15 protein-coding genes and 1 pseudogene are annotated in these 16404 nt (G+C 62.1%); 11 read left to right on the top strand and 5 right to left on the bottom strand.

Annotated features, from left to right (window positions below; translation table 11 throughout):
- Positions 1–89: 89 nt before the first annotated feature.
- A complete protein-coding gene (locus tag ABZE94_RS00910; RefSeq protein WP_372873657.1) occupies positions 90–1526 on the top strand; it encodes an MFS transporter in 1437 nt (478 codons plus the stop codon).
- Here ABZE94_RS00910 and ABZE94_RS00905 read toward each other — a convergent pair.
- On the bottom strand, positions 1474–2484 hold the full coding sequence (locus tag ABZE94_RS00905) for a DMT family transporter (protein WP_372873656.1): 1011 nt from the start codon (positions 2482–2484) through the stop codon (positions 1474–1476). The genes ABZE94_RS00910 and ABZE94_RS00905 overlap by 53 nt on opposite strands.
- Positions 2485–2588: 104 nt before the next feature.
- Here ABZE94_RS00905 and ABZE94_RS00900 point away from each other — a divergent pair, with 104 nt between their 5' ends.
- Both ABZE94_RS00900 and ABZE94_RS00895 read left to right on the top strand, forming a co-directional pair.
- Positions 2589–3488, top strand: a complete 900-nt coding sequence (locus ABZE94_RS00900; RefSeq protein WP_372873655.1) for a LysR substrate-binding domain-containing protein — start codon at positions 2589–2591, stop codon at positions 3486–3488.
- A gap of 126 nt (positions 3489–3614) precedes the next feature.
- Positions 3615–4073 (top strand): annotated as a pseudogene (locus ABZE94_RS00895) (GNAT family N-acetyltransferase).
- A 134-nt stretch (positions 4074–4207) separates the two neighbouring features.
- On the opposite strand, the gene ABZE94_RS00890 reads toward ABZE94_RS00895, so the two are convergent.
- Complete coding sequence (locus ABZE94_RS00890; protein ID WP_372873654.1) at positions 4208–4513, bottom strand: AzlD family protein; 306 nt, start codon at positions 4511–4513, stop codon at positions 4208–4210.
- The gene (locus ABZE94_RS00885) at positions 4510–5220 is read right to left on the bottom strand and encodes an AzlC family ABC transporter permease (RefSeq protein ID WP_372873653.1); all 711 of its coding nucleotides are present in this window, start codon (positions 5218–5220) and stop codon (positions 4510–4512) included. Before ABZE94_RS00885 ends, ABZE94_RS00890 begins: the two co-directional genes overlap by 4 nt.
- 202 nt (positions 5221–5422) lie before the next feature.
- Between ABZE94_RS00885 and ABZE94_RS00880 the strand changes: the two genes are divergently transcribed.
- Entirely contained in the window at positions 5423–6286 is an 864-nt protein-coding gene (locus tag ABZE94_RS00880) for a LysR family transcriptional regulator (RefSeq protein WP_372873652.1), read from the top strand.
- A 697-nt stretch (positions 6287–6983) separates the two neighbouring features.
- The gene (locus ABZE94_RS00875) at positions 6984–7958 is read left to right on the top strand and encodes a GntR family transcriptional regulator (protein ID WP_372873651.1); all 975 of its coding nucleotides are present in this window, start codon (positions 6984–6986) and stop codon (positions 7956–7958) included.
- Between the two features lie 4 nt (positions 7959–7962).
- Here ABZE94_RS00875 and ABZE94_RS00870 read toward each other — a convergent pair whose 3' ends face one another.
- The gene (locus ABZE94_RS00870; RefSeq protein ID WP_372873650.1) at positions 7963–9498 is read right to left on the bottom strand and encodes a UxaA family hydrolase; all 1536 of its coding nucleotides are present in this window, start codon (positions 9496–9498) and stop codon (positions 7963–7965) included.
- A gap of 322 nt (positions 9499–9820) precedes the next feature.
- Between ABZE94_RS00870 and ABZE94_RS00865 the strand changes: the two genes are divergently transcribed.
- The 6 genes from ABZE94_RS00865 to ABZE94_RS00840 all read left to right on the top strand — a co-directional run bounded on the left by ABZE94_RS00865 (position 9821) and on the right by ABZE94_RS00840 (position 16023).
- Positions 9821–10339 carry a TRAP transporter small permease gene (locus tag ABZE94_RS00865; RefSeq protein WP_372873649.1) on the top strand — a complete coding sequence of 173 codons (519 nt, stop codon included), beginning with the start codon at positions 9821–9823 and terminating at the stop codon, positions 10337–10339.
- An 83-nt stretch (positions 10340–10422) separates the two neighbouring features.
- Entirely contained in the window at positions 10423–11706 is a 1284-nt protein-coding gene (locus ABZE94_RS00860; protein ID WP_372873648.1) for a TRAP transporter large permease, read from the top strand.
- 121 nt (positions 11707–11827) lie between these two features.
- Complete coding sequence (locus ABZE94_RS00855; protein WP_372873647.1) at positions 11828–12844, top strand: TRAP transporter substrate-binding protein; 1017 nt, start codon at positions 11828–11830, stop codon at positions 12842–12844.
- A gap of 142 nt (positions 12845–12986) precedes the next feature.
- On the top strand, positions 12987–13904 hold the full coding sequence (locus tag ABZE94_RS00850; RefSeq protein ID WP_372873646.1) for an NAD(P)-dependent oxidoreductase: 918 nt from the start codon (positions 12987–12989) through the stop codon (positions 13902–13904).
- The gene (locus tag ABZE94_RS00845) at positions 13901–14749 is read left to right on the top strand and encodes a fumarylacetoacetate hydrolase family protein (protein ID WP_372873645.1); all 849 of its coding nucleotides are present in this window, start codon (positions 13901–13903) and stop codon (positions 14747–14749) included. Before ABZE94_RS00850 ends, ABZE94_RS00845 begins: the two co-directional genes overlap by 4 nt.
- Positions 14750–14817: 68 nt before the next feature.
- A complete protein-coding gene (locus tag ABZE94_RS00840) occupies positions 14818–16023 on the top strand; it encodes an alpha-hydroxy acid oxidase (protein ID WP_372873644.1) in 1206 nt (401 codons plus the stop codon).
- Here ABZE94_RS00840 and ABZE94_RS00835 read toward each other — a convergent pair.
- The coding region (locus ABZE94_RS00835) for an Ldh family oxidoreductase (RefSeq protein WP_372873643.1) at positions 16020–16404 on the bottom strand (385 nt) is incomplete at its 5' end. The genes ABZE94_RS00840 and ABZE94_RS00835 overlap by 4 nt on opposite strands.

The raw sequence follows: 16404 nt of genomic DNA, 5'->3' as shown, positions 1-16404 counted from the left end.
TGCAAATGCTGCGCCTTCCGCCAGGTTACGCGCCGGCGTAGATTTCTGACAGCTCCGCTTCGGGAGCTGCCAGAACAAAGGAGGGCGTGATGAAGCCGGTTATTGCAGGACCAACTGAGGCCGTAGCGGGAAGTGCGCAGCAGATGCCTGCGGCTCGGCTGGCGCTCGCCAGCCTGTCGCTATCCATGTTGCTGTCCTCGCTCGGCATCAGCATCGCCAACGTCGGCTTGCCGACCTTGGCCCAGGCGTTCGACGCCTCCTTCCAGGACGTGCAGTGGGTGGTTATCGCCTATCTGCTGGCGATCACCACCCTGATCGTCAGCGTCGGCCGGCTCGGCGACCTGATGGGGCGGCGGCGCTTGCTCCTGGCCGGGATTTTCCTGTTCACCCTGGCCTCGGCGCTGTGCGGACTCGCACCCAGCCTCGAACTGTTGATTGCCGCCCGCGCGTTGCAGGGCCTCGGCGCGGCAATCATGCTGGCTCTGACCATGGCCTTCGTCGGCGAGACGGTGGCCAAGGCCAAGACCGGCAGCGCCATTGGCTTGCTCGGAAGCATGTCGGCGATTGGCACCGCGCTGGGGCCGTCGCTCGGCGGCGTGCTGATCGCCGGGTTCGGCTGGCAGGCCATCTTCCTCATCAGTGTGCCGCTGGGTGCCCTGGCGCTGCTGCTCGCGCGGCTTTACTTGCCCGCCGACCGGCAAACGCCGAAGGCCGAGCGTGGTGGCTTCGACCCGCTGGGCACGCTGCTGCTGGCACTGACGCTCGCGGCCTATGCGCTGGCCATGACCATGGGACGCGGGCTCGATATGGCCTTGTTGCTGGTCGCTGGCGTCGGCATCGGCCTGTTCGTATGGGTCGAGGCGAGGGTCGCGTCACCGCTGATTCGCCTGGCGCTGTTTCGCGATCCGCTGCTGAGTGGCAGCCTCGCCATGAGCGCGCTGGTCTCGACGGTGATGATGGCGACGCTGGTGGTCGGGCCGTTCTACCTGTCGGACGGGCTCGGTCTGGACGCTGCTCGGGTGGGATTGACCTTGGCGGTCGGGCCCTTTGTCGCGGCGTTGACGGCGACACCCGCAGGTCGCATCGCGGACCGTTTTGGCGCCCAACGCATGACCATCGTCGGGCTCGTCGGCATGGCGGCCGCTTGCCTGTTGCTGGCGCTGCTGCCGGAGAGGCTCGGCATCGGCTGCTATATTGCCCCCCTAGTCGTCCTCACCATGGGCTATGCACTGTTCCAGACGGCCAACAACACCGCGGTCATGGCCGATGTGCCCGCAAACCAGCGGGGCGTGATTGCCGGCATGCTCAACCTGTCGCGCAATCTCGGGCTTATCACCGGGGCATCGGCGATGGGCGCGGTGTTCGTGTTCGCCTCGGCGACCCGCGATATCACCACGGCGCATCCGCAGGCCGTTGCCAGCGGCATGCGCGTCACCTTCGCGGTGGCCCTGGCGCTGGTCGCCACCGCGCTGGCTATCGCGTTGGCAAGTCGTGCGCTGGCTCGCCGGATGGGGCGAGTTGCGTGATGACAGACCCTGTAGTGGAGGCCGCCTCGCCACCAGCCTTCTGCCGAACCGGCGCGCTGTTGCGCCGCGAGACCAGCACCACGCCCGCCAGCACCAGGCCGGCACCGACCAGTTGCGCGAGGGAAACCGGCTCCGAGAGCAGCAGCCAGCCGAACAGGATCGTCAGTATCGGGCCCAGTGTGCCGATCAGCACGGTGCGCGCCGCGCCTATCTGGCGAACCGCGGCCGACTGCCAGAACACCGGCAGTACCGTCGAGAACAGCGCCATCGCCGCGCCATACACATAGACCGGCGCTGGCTGGATCAGCGCGGAGAACGGTTGGGTGGCTAGGAAGTGCAGTTGCGTGGCGACGGTGGACACCAGAATCGCCAGCGCGGCGAAGCGGACGGTGCCGAGGCGATGCACCGCGATCTCGGCCCCGGCGCTATAGAGCGCGTAGGACACCGCGGAGCCGAAGACGAAGGCCGCACCGATCAGCACGGCGTTGATGTCTTGCGCCACCTGCAGGTCGTGGGCGAACGCCAGGCCGATGCCGGCATAGGACAGCAACAGCGCAGCCACCTGGCGTCTCTCCAGGCGCTTGCCCATGGCGAGCACGCCGATCAGTACGGTAATGGTCGGGTAGATGAACAGAATCAGGCGCTCGAGTGCGGTGGAAATGTACTGCAGACCGATGAAGTCGAGGATGCTCGCCCCGTAGTAGCCGAGCAGGCCCAGCGCGATCAGCAGGCCCCAGTCCTTACGCGTCAACGGCGGCGCGGAACGGCGCAGCGAGAGGCTGACCCAGAGCACTATCGGCAACGCAAAGGTCATGCGCAGGGTCAGCAGCGTGACCGCGTCCACCGGCGCGGCGGCATAGGCCAGCTTGACGAAAATCGCCTTGAAGGAAAAACCAAAGGCGGCAAGGATCGCCAGCGCGATGCCCATTCGTTCGGCCGACCACATTTTCCATGGCATAGCGGGTAAATCCCGAAGAGTTGTCTTGAACCGAATGATGACGGGTGTATAACCCCTATAGAATTGGCGTTTTCGCAGCCTGGCGTTCGGATTTAACCAACCCTATGAGCTACGACCTGACCGACCTGCGCCTCTTTGTCGCGATTGCCGAGGCGAAGAACCTGACCCGTGGCGCCGAGCGCGTGCATTTGGCCCCGTCTTCGGCCAGCCATCGCATGCGCGCGCTGGAAGAGTCGATCGGCACCGCGCTGTTGCTGCGCGAGCCGCGCGGCGTCAGCCTGACCCGCGCCGGCGAGGCCCTGCTGCGCCACGCGCGCCAGGTGTTCGCCCAGCTCGAACAGATGCACGCCGACCTCGCGCCCTACGCCAAAGGCGTGCGCGGGCATGTCAGCCTGTGGGCCAACACTCACGCCACCCATACCTTTCTGCCGGACAGCCTCGCGACCTTTTTGCAGCGTCATCCGCAGGTCACCATCACCCTGGAGGAGCACACCAGCCCCGAAGTGGTGATGGCCGTGGCCCGCGGGGAGGTCGATGTCGGTGTGGTGGCGGATTTGGTCGAAGGCGCCGAAGTCGAACTCATTCCCTACCGCACCGACCGGCTGGTGCTGATCGCCCCCGCCGACCATGCGCTGGCGCAGCGGGCGAGCACGCGCTTTGCCGAGGTACTCGATTACCCCTTCGTGATGCTGCATGCGGGGTCGGCCATCCACACCTTCACGATGAACACCGCGGCCGCGCTGGGCCGGCATCTCGAAGTGCGCATCCAGGTGCGCAGCTTCGAGGCCGTGTGCAGAATGGTCAGCGCCGGCGTCGGCTTGGGCATGGTGCCCCTAAGCGCCGTATCGACAGGCGCCTCACTGTCCCCGCTGGCCGTCGTCGAGCTCGAAGAGCCCTGGGCGCAGCGCGACCTGAAGGTGTGCGTGCGCAAACGCGAGTCGTTGTCCCACTTCGCCGCCGATCTGGTCGCCTTTCTGACTGAGGGCGAGGTGGAGCCGGCCTAGGGCATCAAGCGTCTGGGCCGCTGAGGGCGGCTCACCATGGCGACCGGTCGCGTATTCGGCTTGACCGTGCTGCGTCGTTCCGGTCCCCTGTGCGCACCGAGCAAAAACGCACAAGGAAGAACTCGCATGCCCCGCCTGGTTTGGCTGCGCGACCACATGCAATACAGCGACACCCTGGCGCAGTGGCTGCATCGCCAGTTCGCCTACGAGTTCATCGAGCAGCCACTGGCCGACTGGCAGCGTGAATTCGCCGAGGGCCAGGGCAACGGCGCCTGGCAATGCCTGATCGCCGTCGAGAACGGCCAGCTACTCGGCGGCGCGGCACTCGCCAGCAACGACCTGCCCGAACGTCCGGAACTCGGACCCTGACTCGCCTGCGTCTTCATCGCCCCTCAGGCACGCAAGCGAGGCCTGGCGGAACAGCTGATCGAAGGCATCTGCGCCGCAGCAAAGGCCAGCGGCAATGCGCGCCTGTACCTGCACACCCATGACCGCAACGACTACTACGCGAAGCGTGGCTGGCAGCTGCTGGAACGTTTCCAGGCCTGGGAGAAGGAGCAGTGGTTGATGATGCGGGATCTTTGATCCCGTCCGGGTTCGATACTGAAGGCGCAAACATGCATCTGGGCCGAGCCATTGGTCATCCGCGAGCACCAGGGCGGCGATGGCGCGGCAACTCGAGGGCAAGATGCGCTACTCCGATCCAGCGTCTCGTCCCTTCACAACTGCCTGAAAAGGGCGGCAACCAGTATTCCGCCCGCAATCGCGGGCAGGGGCTTCTTCAGCAGCATGATGATTGCCGTGGTCAATAAAGCCAGGCGTGCGCTCGTGTCGCCATCAATCGCCAGCGGTGTAAGGAGTGCCACCAGCACCGAGCCGGACATGGCGCTGATGAACTGTTGAACCCTGTAGCCGATGGGCACAAACGACATCACGAACACACCACCCCAACGGGTCGCCAGCGTCACGGCCGCCATGATCAGCACAACGATCAGCGTGCCAAAACCAGCCGTTTCAATGCTCATCGCTTCTTCTCCGTCCACAGCGCACCCAAGGCACCGCCCGCCAGTGCTCCCACAACGACATGGCTGTTGGCTGGCAGATACCAGTAGGCCATCAGCGATGAACAGGCGGCGACTGTCCAGATGACCAATAGCCGTGGATTCTTTTCCCCAGTAACAGCCATTGCCAGCAGGAAGCAGCCCATCACCATGTCCAGGCCGAAACTCATGGGGTCATGGATGGCGCCGCCAAAATAAATGCCCAGCCAGGTACCGAATACCCAGAATGACCAGAGGGCGAGACCGCCACCCAGTAAAAGCCCGAAGCCCGGTTGCCCACGGTTGAACGCCTGCATGGACATTGCCCAGTTGGCATCGGAGGCAACCAGCATCACGCCATAGCGCTTTGCCGGTGATAAATGGCGCAGCCAGGGATAGAGAGAAGCCCCCATCAGGAGATGGCGAGCATTGATGGCGAAGACGGTGAGAGCCAGCGGGACTATCGGTATTTGACTGCCCCACAGCTCCAGCGCGGCAAACTGCGAGGCACCGGCGAAGACCAGCGTGCTCATGATCAGCGTCAAGGGATCGTCCAGGCCGGCCTGTGTTGCGGCCAGTCCAAACGCTGCCCCAAACGCAATAACGAAAATGGAAAGGGGCACGAGCTGCTTGAAGCCAACCCATACATCTTGGCGGTTGAGTTCATGCACATTCGTATCCCTGTCTGACATCTCGCAGCGCCTCTGATTGGTGTCTTCTGGCTATTGCCGATATGGGTGGGATGATCTCTGCTGAAGCGACCTTCCCGCGTGCTCAGTCGCCAATGGAAGGCGCTGGCTCGCTCATGGCAGCACTATGCTCCTGACGTGAGCTGAAGAAAAACGCATAATTCAACGGCATGCCATTCGATAATCTGATGCAAGGGTTGACCGCATGACTTTTCAAGACCTCCAGATTGACTGGCTGAAGTGCTTTGTCGCTGTCGTCGATAGCGGTTCGTTGACCGGCGCAGCCCCAGAGGTACATCGCTCTCAGTCAGCGGTGAGCATGCAGCTGAAAAAGCTGGAAACGGCGCTGGGGCGTCAGCTCCTGATACGCGGGCCACGGCACCTGCAACTGACAACGGATGGACAAACCCTGTTGGGGTATGCGCGGCGCATGCTCGATCTGCACGCCGAAGCCCTGGCGGCCTTTCACGGCGAGGAACTCACCGGCCGCCTACGACTCGGGGTGCCTGATGACTATGCGGCCAAGTACCTGACGCCGGTGCTCAAGCGATTCGCCCCACGGCATGGCGGGGTGGAGATCGAACTGAACTGCGAGCAGTCGACTGCTCTCATTCCACGGATTGGCAACGGCGAACTGGATCTGGCCTTGGTTTCCCGAGACCATTCCCGGCGTGGCACCTTGCTTTTCCGCGAGCCCATGGTCTGGGTAGGCTCCGCGCAGTTCGAGCTTTGGCGACGCGATCCGCTGCCGATTGCCGTCTATGAAAGCACCAGTATGGCGCGTGGTAGCGCCATCAACTCGCTGGCCTTGCAAGGACGACGGTACCGCGTGGTCTACAACAGCTCCAGCCTGGCAGGCCAGATTGCCGCCGTCGAGAGTGGTCTGGCGGTAGCGGTGCTGACCCAATGCAGCGCCCCCGAACACCTGCAAATTCTCGGCAGCGAGCATGGCCTCGGACCTCTGGAGCCTATGGAGGTGGCCGTGTGCCGAAGCCGGGCCTCCAGGGGCTCGAAAGCCGTAGACAGCCTGCAGAGTCTGCTGATCAAGACGCTCCGGCTATCCGCGTAGCCCTTTCTTTTCCGGCAGTTCAATGCGGCGGTTGGGCCGACAGTAGCGCTGCCGCGCGCCGACAGGCAACCACGGCACGGCGGCATTTGTACAAATATCCCAGAGAAACCCAGCGGCCCATGGCCGAGAATATCGCCCTGAGCGCATTACCTTGGTGCCGCCGACGCATTATCGACCCGGGTGCCGACGCTATGCTGAGCAAACCCTGCAGTCTGAAAAGCGAAGTGCAACAACGGGTTCGGCACTCGAAGCCGGGTGAATGAGATTCCGCTACCTGGGTCAAAAGTGCAGCGGCTGAAACAGTCGAGAGGTCTACAACGATCGCAAAACCATCGTTGAGCCGGTATTTGGCCAGATCAAAAACCTTGGTTTTGATGACTTCAGTGTCCGCAGCACCTGAAGGCGGCAGGAAAATTTTCCCTAAAAACACAGGCCGCCGGACCTCGTAAAGCGGATAACGAGACTTTTTGTTGATGCTTAGATGACCGTAGCTCACCTTCGGGTGATCAGATGGTGATTTGGGCAGTCGGGTTGGCACCGCATTCTCGGACAGCCTTCGAGGTGCTATTGATGATTTGCAGCAGGGCCACTGAGGAAGAGGAAGGAGTTCGGCACATGAGTTAGGTGAGTATGAGAGGATACAGTCACTTGGCATCCTGTTAGATGCATCATCTGCAGACCTGTAATTTCCATCCCAATGAAAAAGCACCTCAACGATCAGCTTTACGATGTGATTGCCGCGAGTCTCGATGACGGCCGTATTGTGCCGGGCACACTGATCCTCGAGGGGCGCCTGGCCGAGATATTCGGGGTCAGCCGCTCGCCGGTTCGCCAAGCGCTGGCGAGGCTGCACGAGGACAGGCGGATCAGCACCTTCGAGGGCCGCGGCTACCTGGCGGGCCAGCGGCCAAGCCAGGTGATCCGTAATAAGCTCGACGCCGATGCCTTCGCCGTGCTGCCCGGACAGAGTCGGCCACGCAAGACCGAGTCTTGGCAAGGGGTGTACAACGACATCGAGCGTGAGCTACTGCATCATTCGATATTCGGTTCGCATCAGATCAATGAGCTGGAGCTGTCCAAGCACTACAGGATCAGTCGTACCGTATCCAATCAGGTGCTGACTCGCTTGCAGTTGATGGGTCTGGTGGAGAAGGACGAGCGCTCGCGCTGGCAGCTGATCGAGTGGGACAGTCAGCGCCTGGCAGACCTCTACGAGGTGCGCCGCCGCCTCGAGCCCTATGTGCTGGTTCGTGCCGCTGAACATATTCCGATGGAGAAATTGCTGCACTTCATCGCCCGCCTGAAGCAGGCGATGGTGCAATACCCTGAAATGGAAAGCCGCGAGTTCGACGACCTGGAAAGCGACCTGCACATCCGCACCCTGAGCTATTGCCCCAACCGCGAGATGCTGCAGATGCTCAGGCGCACCCACTCACTGCTGCTGTCCGGCAAACACATCCTGCTGAACAAGAACTACTTCCCCGAGGAGGAGCCGTTTTTTCAGGAGCACCTGGAAATCTTCGAGCACCTGCGGCGCGGTGAGCCGCGCCTGGCTGCGGCGAGCATGGAAGAGCACCTGCTGATCGCCGAACGTAAGGTAGGCCAGCGCCTGGCCTACTTCAAGGCGCACAACTCGGTCGCCGAAGTACCCTACCTGGAGCGCCTTGGCTGAGAAATCAGGTCACCGCACCGACCGACCAAGGCACGAACTCGTTGTCGCCGTAGTTGTAGCTCTCGCTCTTCGACGGCGCGCCTGAGGCTACTTCGATCAGCGCCTCGAAGATGCGCTCACCGGCCTGGGCGACGGTCTCGCGACCTTCGATGATCCCCCCGCAATCGATGTCCATGTCCTCTTCCATGCGCCGGTACATCTCGCTATTGGTCGCCAACTTGAGGCAGGGCGCCGGCTTGAACCCGGCCACTGAGCCGCGGCCTGTGGTGAAGCAGATCAGGGTTGCGCCCGAAGCGATCTGTCCGGTTACCGACACCGGGTCATAGCCAGGACTGTCCATGAACACGAAGCCCTTTTCACTGATCGGCTCGGCATATTCGTAGACCGCGTTGAGTGTGGTTGAGCCACCCTTGGCCGCGGCACCAAGGGATTTCTCGAGGATGGTGGTGAGGCCGCCGACCTTGTTGCCCGGCGAGGGGTTGTTGTTCAGTTCGGCGTTGTTGATGCGGGTGTAGTGCTCCCACCAAGTCAGCCGACTGAGCAGCTTGTTGGCCACCTCGTGGCTCACCGCGCGGCGGATCAGCAGATGTTCGGCGCCGTAAATCTCCGGGGTCTCACTGAGAATTGCTGTGCCTCCATTACGCACCAGCAGGTCGGCGGCATGGCCCAGTGCCGGGTTGGCGGTGATGCCGGAATAGCCGTCGGAGCCGCCGCATTGTAAGCCCAGGATCAGGTGCTCGACGCTTTCCTCGGTGCGCTCCAGGCGTCCGATGGCGAGGACCATCTCGTTCACCTGCTCGATTGCCTTGTCGATGCTGCGCCTGGTGCCGCCGGCATGCTGGATGTTGAACACGCGAAAGTTCGGCGTTTCGACCAGCTGGTATTTCTTCATCAGCGAGGAGATTTGGTTGGTCTCGCAGCCCAGACCAATCAGCAGCACGCCGGCGATGTTGGGATTGCGCGCGTAGCCCCAAAGGGTGCGTTCGAGGAATTGGAAACCTTCCGATTCGGTGTTGATGGCGCAGCCGCTGCCATGGGTCAGCGCCACTACGCCGTCGATGTTGTGCTCGGCCAGATGAGCCGAACCATTGAAGTGCGCCGCGACCGCGCGCGACACCGTGGCCGAACAGTTAACAGTGGACAGGATACCAATGTAATTGCGGGTACCGACCCGGCCGTCGCAGCGCCTGTAGCCCATGAAGCGCCGGCGCTGTTCATGCGGTAGTACCGGTGTACGTACTACGGCTGGTGGCAACTCGCCATTGGCATGGTTCGGCGGCATCGCCACGTTGTGCGTGTGCACATGGGCGCCGGCGGCGATTGCTTGGATGCTGACGCCTATGGTCTGCCCGTATTTGATCACGGCGTCTCCCGGGGCTAGGGCCCGCAGGGCGATCTTGTGGCCGCTGGGAATGTCGTCTTCGGCGATCAGGCCGATCTCTGCGACCGTTGTGCCCTTGGCGATGGGCTTGCGCGCAACGGCCACCGAGTCCTGTTCGTTGAGTACGACTACGGACTGCGTACGGGTGATTAGCTGCATAGGTTTTCTCGGTTTGTTGTTGTGGAGGAATGAAGCGATAGTGGCAAAGATGAACATTGCATGCAATGTTTGTTGATGCTAGTGTCGCTCGCAAATTGCGCTGCTTGCTCAGCGAACAAAACAAAACAAAAAGAGGCCCGTTCATCATGCTCAATACTGTTTCTTCCTTCCCATCAGCCTTGCCGCGTATTGCCTCGCGAGCGCGCACCACGACTCGGCATGCGTCGTTCACCATGCTAGGCATGACCTGTGCGGAGTTATGTTCAGCGCAGAACTGCGCCACTGCCTATGGCGGTATCACCGTCCCGCAGGAGGACAAGTGATGCGCAAGCTGGTCAATGGCTATTTCCAGTTGCTCAAACTGCTGGCTGTGGCCGGACTGGTGGTCATGGTGGTGTTGGTATTTGGCAACGTCGTCCTCAGGTACGGGTTCAACCAGGGGATCACCATCTCCGAGGAAATGTCGCGCTGGGCCTTCGTCTGGCTGACTTTTATTGGCGCCATCCTGGTGCTCAAGGAGCGTGGCCACATGGGGGTCGACCTGGCATTGAAGAAGATGCCGGCCTGGGGTGAACGACTCAGTCTGGTCGCCAGCCAGTTGTTGATGCTGGCCTGTTCGCTGCTGTTCTTCTGGGGCAGTTGGCAGCAGGTAGTGATCAACTGGAATACCCCGTCACCGGTGACCGGCCTGTCGATGGCCTTGTTCTATGGTGCCGGCCTGGTCTTCGGTAGCTCCGCAGCGCTGATCCACCTGCATGAGATCTTCTGCCTGGTCGTGCGCAAGGAATTCCAGCTTGCCGAAACCGAAGCCGAAGCCTCCTCGCAAGGCCATTTCGGCTAGCGATCGACCCGCAAGCCCAATACGGCTATGCAGTCCGCCGCCGCTGGCGACGGGCACCGAACAACAAGAATTGGAGTGGTGAAATGGCTATCCTCGGCATATTCGTGAGCTCGCTTCTCGGCTCGATGGTTATCGGCGTGCCCATCGCCTATGCCCTGATTCTTTGCGGCATCGCGATGATGTACTACCTGGGGCTGTTCGATGCGCAAATCATCGCGCAGAACCTGATCAATGGCGCCGACAGCTTTCCGCTGATGGCGATACCGTTCTTCATGCTGGCCGGTGAAGTGATGAACTCCGGCGGCCTGTCGAAGCGCATCGTCAACATGGCGGTGGCCATGGTCGGCCACATCAAGGGCGGTCTCGGCTATGTCGCCATTCTGGCCGCCTGCCTGCTGGCCAGCCTGTCCGGTTCCGCTGCTGCCGATGCTGCAGCCCTGTCGGCGCTGCTAGTGCCGATGATGGTCAAGGCTGGGCATAACAAGGCGACCTCCGTGGGCCTGATTGCCTCGGCGGGAATCATCGCGCCGGTGATTCCGCCGTCGATCGGCCTGATCCTGATTGGCGTGGCGGGCAACGTGTCGATCACCAAACTGTTTCTCGCAGGGATAGTGCCCGGATTGTTGATGGGCGCTTCGCTGTGCTTCGCCTGGCACTGGGTTTCGCGTCGGGAAGTCATCGACACTCCGAAACGCGCCACGACTCGGGAGGTAATTGGCGCATTCCGCGACGGCATCTGGGCCCTGCTGCTGCCGCTGATCATTCTGGTGGGGCTGAAATTCGGCGTGTTCACCCCCACCGAGGCCGGCGTCATCGCGGCGGTGTATGCGTTGTTCGTATCGATGTTTATCTACCGCGAACTGAAAGTCAGTGACCTCTATGGGGTGCTGTCGTCGGCAGTGACCACGACCAGCATGGTGATGTTTCTGGTCGCATCCGCTCTGGTCGCAGCCTGGGTGATCACCGTGGCCGATCTGCCCGCGGAAATCATCGGCCTGCTCGAGCCACTGATGGACAGCCCGCGTCTGCTGATGCTGCTGATCGTGGCCATCATCATCGCGGTCGGAATGGCGATGGACATGTCGCCGATCATTCTGATTCTGGTCCCCGTGATGCTGCCGGTGGCTGAAGCCGCTGGCATCGATCCGGTGTACTTCGGCGTGTTGTTCGTGATGACCTGTGCTATCGGCTTGATTACGCCCCCCGTCGGCCTGGTGCTGAACGTAGTCTCGGGCGTATCGAAGGTTCCCTTCATCGATACGGTCAAGGGCACCCTGCCATTTCTCATCGCCGAGTTACTGGTGGTGTTGTTGTTGATCGCATTCCCCGAACTGCTGATGGTGCCGGCCCGCTGGCTGGCGCAATAAATCTCTGTCCCTGGGGCCGACTGCGTGAAGTGCTGCGTACCGTGGGCTCCAGGGACGGATAGCTCAGGCATCTGTGAATGCCATTAGAAAGTGTCGATAAAACTGAAAAAAGAGGAAAGTCATGAGAATAATTCCAAAAGTACTGACCGCTCTGCTGTGCTCGAGCCTGGCGTTCTCCGCCGCCAGTCATGCGGACGAGATCAGTTCGAGAGTCTTCAAGGTTGGCTTCGTGCAGGCTAAGAACCACCCGCACGGACTGGGGGCGCAGAAGTTTGCCGACATCATGAAGGAGAAGACTGACGGCAAGATTAAAGTGATGGTCTTCGGCAGCGGCACACTCGGTGGCGATGCGCAGGTTATTTCCTCCGTTCAGGGCGGCATCGTGGACATGACCATGGTCACCCCGGGCCTGCTGGCCGGGATTGAGAAAGGATTCGGCATGTATGGCATGCCGTTCACCTTCGAGAACGCCAAGGAAGTCGATGCAGTACTCGATGGTCCGGTCGGCCAGAAGCTGCTGGAAACCCTGCCGGCGCATGGCTTGATCGGTCTGGGTTACTGGGATCACGGCTTCCGCCATGTGACCAACAGCCAGCAGCCTATAACCAAGCTGGAGGATCTTCAGGGTTTGAAGATTCGTGTGCAGCAAATTCCGACCGCTATAGAAACCTTCAACCAGCTTGGTGCCAATGCCACGCCGATGTCTTTCACCGAGCTCTACACCGCAATGGAAACCCGGACGGTGGATGGCCAGGAGAACCCGCTGGCAGCGATTGAGACTTCGAAGTTCTTCGAAGTGCAGAAGTATGTGTCGCTGACTGGGCATTTCTACGACCCATTGGTGGCGATCTTTAGCAAGAAGACTTGGGACAAGCTGTCAGCCACTGAACGCGAAATTGTCCTGGAAGCGGCTGCCGAGGCTCAGGCCTACGAGCGCAAGGTTTCTCGCGAAATGGACGTGACGGCGCGCGAGTCTCTCGCTAAGCACGGTATGCAAGTGAACGTGTTGGCCCCTGAAGAGATCGCGCGTATGCGCGAGCATCTCAAACCGGTCACCGACAAGTTCACCCAGGAGTACGGGGTGGAGCTGGTGCAGGCCATGACCAACGAAATCCAGAAAGTCCGTAACCAGCAGTAACCCAGCACACCGCGCCAGGCACTGGTCGGCTCAAGGACGCCTTCTCGGCAGTCAGACAACTTCGTTTTTGGCGAGGAACGGGCTCTGCGGTTGAGGTCCGACCAGTCTTCAGCGCTAAACATCGCTAATGGGAGCAACTTGCATGGCAGACCTGAAAATAGGCTTTATCGGGCTCGGCTTGATGGGTCATGGCATGGCCTCGAACATACTCAAGAAGGGCTATCCGCTCACGGTGTTGGGGCATCGTAATCGGCAGCCGATCGATGATCTGGTGAGCCAGGGTGCTAGCGAGGTTGATACGGCTGCAGAGCTGGCCCGCGGCGTGGATATCGTCTTCCTCTGCCTGCCTGGCTCCAACGAGGTTGCCCAGACCTTGGCTGGTGAGACCGGTCTGCTGGCGGGCCTGCACAAGGGCCTGGTCGTAATCGACTGCAGCACCGGAGACCCGAACCGTACCGAGGAACTGGCGCGGCAGATCACCGAGCGGGGTGGTCGCTACATGGATACTCCAGTCAACCGCACGCCCAAGGACGCGGCTGCGGGTCGCCTGAACGTTCTCGCCGGTGGCGACGCGGACTTACTGGAGCTGGTGCGTCCGGTGCTTGAGTGCTTTTCCGAAACCATCCATCACCTGGGCCCGGTGAGTTCCGGGCACAAAGCCAAGGTGATTCACAATTTCATCGCCCTGGGCAATGCCAGCATCCTCGCCGAGGCCTTCTGCACCGCGGCGAAGACCGGAGTCGATCTACGTGCCTTCGCCGATATCTGCGGTTTAAGCGGTGGCTACAGCCGTACTTTCGAGCGGATCATCCCGTTCGTGCTCAACGGCGATGACTCGCAACAGCAGTTCGCCCTCGGCAACTGCGAGAAGGACATGCGCTACTACACCCAGCTGACCAAGCTGGCGCCCTCCACCGGGATAGTTGCCGAGTCGGTGTACCAGACGTTCCTGTTAGCCAAGAGCCTGGGCCACGGCGAGAAGTTCGTGCCGCACCTGTTCGATGTACTCGGTGAGATCAATGGCGTGCGGGTTCGTGCGAGCGAAGAGGGCGCGCCATGAAGCTAGTGCGTCATGGCCCTGCCGGCCAGGAGAAGCCCGGCCTGCTCGATGCTGCGGGGCGCGTTCGCGACCTGTCCGCGGTGATCGACGACATCAGCCCGGAACTGCTGGCGCCGGCGCAGCTTGCCGAGCTGGCGACGCTGGATGAATCCAGCCTGCCGCTGGTGCCGGCCGATGCGCGCCTCGGCCCGCCGCTGGCACGGATCGGCAAGATCGTCTGCGTCGGTCTGAACTATGCGGACCACGCCAAGGAGTCCGGCCTGCCGGTTCCTGCGGAGCCGGTGTTGTTCATGAAGGCCACCAGCGCCATCAGCGGCCCGTTCGATCCGGTGATCCTGCCGCGGGGGTCGAGCAAGACCGACTGGGAAGTGGAACTGGGCGTGGTGATCGGGAGCAAGGCGCAGTATGTCGAGCGCGCCGAGGCGATGGATTATGTCGCCGGTTACTGCATCGTCAACGACGTCTCCGAGCGTTCCTTTCAGCTTGAGCGCGGCGGTCAGTGGGACAAGGGCAAGAGCGCCGATACTTTCGCGCCCATTGGCCCCTGGCTGGTCACCCGCGATGAAGTCGCCGACGTCGCCGATTTGCAACTGCGCCTATCGGTCAACGGTGAGCTGCGCCAGCAGGGCAATACCCGCACGATGATCTTCTCGATCGAGGAAATCGTCAGTTACGTCAGTCAGTTCATGACGCTCAACCCGGGCGACGTGATCAGCACTGGCACCCCGCCGGGAGTCGGCGCCGGGATGAGTCCGCCGCAGTTTCTCAAGCCGGGCGACCGGATGACCCTGAGCATCGCCGGCTTGGGTGAGCAGACCCAAGACGTCCAGGCCTGGCAGCGCTAAGTGCCACCAACCGCGTGTAATCGACGGCCGCGCTTGCGCGGTCGTCCTTTTTTGACCAGGTGATAGCGATGAACAGACGCCTCTATCCCGGTGGTGACTACCGCCGTGCGCAGAATATCGAGGAGCTGCGTGCTATCGCCCGGCGCAGACTGCCGCACTTCGCCTTCGAGTACCTCGAGGGTGGTGCGGACGATGAAGTCACCCTCAGGCGCAACCGCGCGGTCTTCGAAAGCATCGGCCTGCAGCCGCGCACCCTGCGCGACGTTGCGGTGCGTGACCTGACGACGCGTTTCTTCGATGGCCCGGCAAGCATGCCCATGATGCTCGGCCCTACCGGCTTCAACGGCCTGCTCACCGATAAGGGGGATTTGCGTCTGGCCGAAGTGGCTGCGCGGGCGGGCATTCCCTTCATCCTCAGCAACGCCTCGACCGTCTCGATCGAGGATATCGCCCGCGTCGAGGGCGTGCGCGCCTGGATGCAGATCTACCTGTACCGCACCCGTGCGCACGTCGCAAAGCTGGTCGACCGGGTCAAGGCGCTGGAACTGGAAACCATAGTGGTGACCACCGACAGTGCGATCTTTGGCAATCGAGAGTGGGACAGGCGCAACTATGTGCGGCCGCTCAAGCTCGACCTGCGCAATCAGTTGGATGTGCTCCGCCATCCACGCTGGATCTGGGACGTGTTGATCCCCAACGGCGTACCGCGCTTTCAGAATCTCGGTGATCTGCTGCCGCCCGGCCAGGACTCGGTCAAGGGCGCGGCCAGTGCCCTGGCGGCCGAGCTCGACCCGAGCCTGAACTGGCAGGACATCGCCTGGCTGCGTGACCTCTGGCCCGGACGGTTGATCGTCAAGGGCATGCTGCATCCCGAAGACGCCCGGCTGGCGTTGCAGTACGGGGTCGATGGAGTGGTGTTGTCCAACCACGGTGGCCGCCAGCTCGATGGTGCGGTCTCGGCAATGGAGGTGCTGCCGGAGGTGGTCAGTCTGGCCAAGGGGCAGTTGAGTGTGTTCCTCGATGGCGGCTTCCGCCGTGGCTCCGACATCGTCAAGGCACTACTCCTGGGTGCCGATGGCGTGCTGCTCGGCCGTGCCGGGCTCTACGGGCTGGCGGCAGGCGGTGCTGCGGGCGCCAGTCATGCGATTGAAATCCTGCGTGGCGAGGTCGAGCGGACTCTGGGCCTGCTCGGCTGCAGCAAGCTGTCCGAACTCGGCCCTGAGTTGATCCATGACCCGGCCTGGCGCCGCGCCGCAGTGCTGGCCGCGGACTAGAACGGGCAGTCCAGGCCGCTATCCTGCGCGGCCTGGCGCACTGCCTGGCACACGTCGTCGGGTAGGGGAACGCCACTTTCCAGATAGCGGCGTCGGCGTGCCAGGCCCGCATGGCCGGGCATGCGCACCGGTTCGCCGGCCACGCGCGGGCGGCTGCTGTGGCAACGATCGACGAAGTGGCCCATTTCCGCCCGCAGTGCTTCGAGGCCACCGAAGAACTCGGGGTCCAGGGTCAATACACAGACTGCCGCGCCCCACCGATCGATTCCGTCCTTGCGGCCAAAACCACCGAGCCCTGAGGTCAGCGCCTCGACCAGGGTGCCGAGGGCGAAGCCCTTGTGGCCGAATTCCAAGCCGCCCAGGGGCAGGATGCTGCCCGGC

The organism is Pseudomonas sp., assembly GCF_041601375.1.
Lineage (GTDB): Bacteria > Pseudomonadota > Gammaproteobacteria > Pseudomonadales > Pseudomonadaceae > Aquipseudomonas.
This window is presented reverse-complemented; position numbering and strand designations above follow the sequence as displayed.

Bases quoted from the DNA above. Each gene is read 5' to 3' on its own strand.
- ABZE94_RS00910 (WP_372873657.1), top strand. From the start codon at position 90: ATGAAGCCGGTTATTGCAGGACCAACTGAGGCCGTAGCGGGAAGTGCG.
- ABZE94_RS00905 (WP_372873656.1), bottom strand. From the start codon at position 2,484: ATGCCATGGAAAATGTGGTCGGCCGAACGAATGGGCATCGCGCTGGCG.
- ABZE94_RS00900 (WP_372873655.1), top strand. From the start codon at position 2,589: ATGAGCTACGACCTGACCGACCTGCGCCTCTTTGTCGCGATTGCCGAG.
- ABZE94_RS00890 (WP_372873654.1), bottom strand. From the start codon at position 4,513: ATGAGCATTGAAACGGCTGGTTTTGGCACGCTGATCGTTGTGCTGATC.
- ABZE94_RS00885 (WP_372873653.1), bottom strand. From the start codon at position 5,220: ATGTCAGACAGGGATACGAATGTGCATGAACTCAACCGCCAAGATGTA.
- ABZE94_RS00880 (WP_372873652.1), top strand. From the start codon at position 5,423: ATGACTTTTCAAGACCTCCAGATTGACTGGCTGAAGTGCTTTGTCGCT.
- ABZE94_RS00875 (WP_372873651.1), top strand. From the start codon at position 6,984: ATGAAAAAGCACCTCAACGATCAGCTTTACGATGTGATTGCCGCGAGT.
- ABZE94_RS00870 (WP_372873650.1), bottom strand. From the start codon at position 9,498: ATGCAGCTAATCACCCGTACGCAGTCCGTAGTCGTACTCAACGAACAG.
- ABZE94_RS00865 (WP_372873649.1), top strand. From the start codon at position 9,821: ATGCGCAAGCTGGTCAATGGCTATTTCCAGTTGCTCAAACTGCTGGCT.
- ABZE94_RS00860 (WP_372873648.1), top strand. From the start codon at position 10,423: ATGGCTATCCTCGGCATATTCGTGAGCTCGCTTCTCGGCTCGATGGTT.
- ABZE94_RS00855 (WP_372873647.1), top strand. From the start codon at position 11,828: ATGAGAATAATTCCAAAAGTACTGACCGCTCTGCTGTGCTCGAGCCTG.
- ABZE94_RS00850 (WP_372873646.1), top strand. From the start codon at position 12,987: ATGGCAGACCTGAAAATAGGCTTTATCGGGCTCGGCTTGATGGGTCAT.
- ABZE94_RS00845 (WP_372873645.1), top strand. From the start codon at position 13,901: ATGAAGCTAGTGCGTCATGGCCCTGCCGGCCAGGAGAAGCCCGGCCTG.
- ABZE94_RS00840 (WP_372873644.1), top strand. From the start codon at position 14,818: ATGAACAGACGCCTCTATCCCGGTGGTGACTACCGCCGTGCGCAGAAT.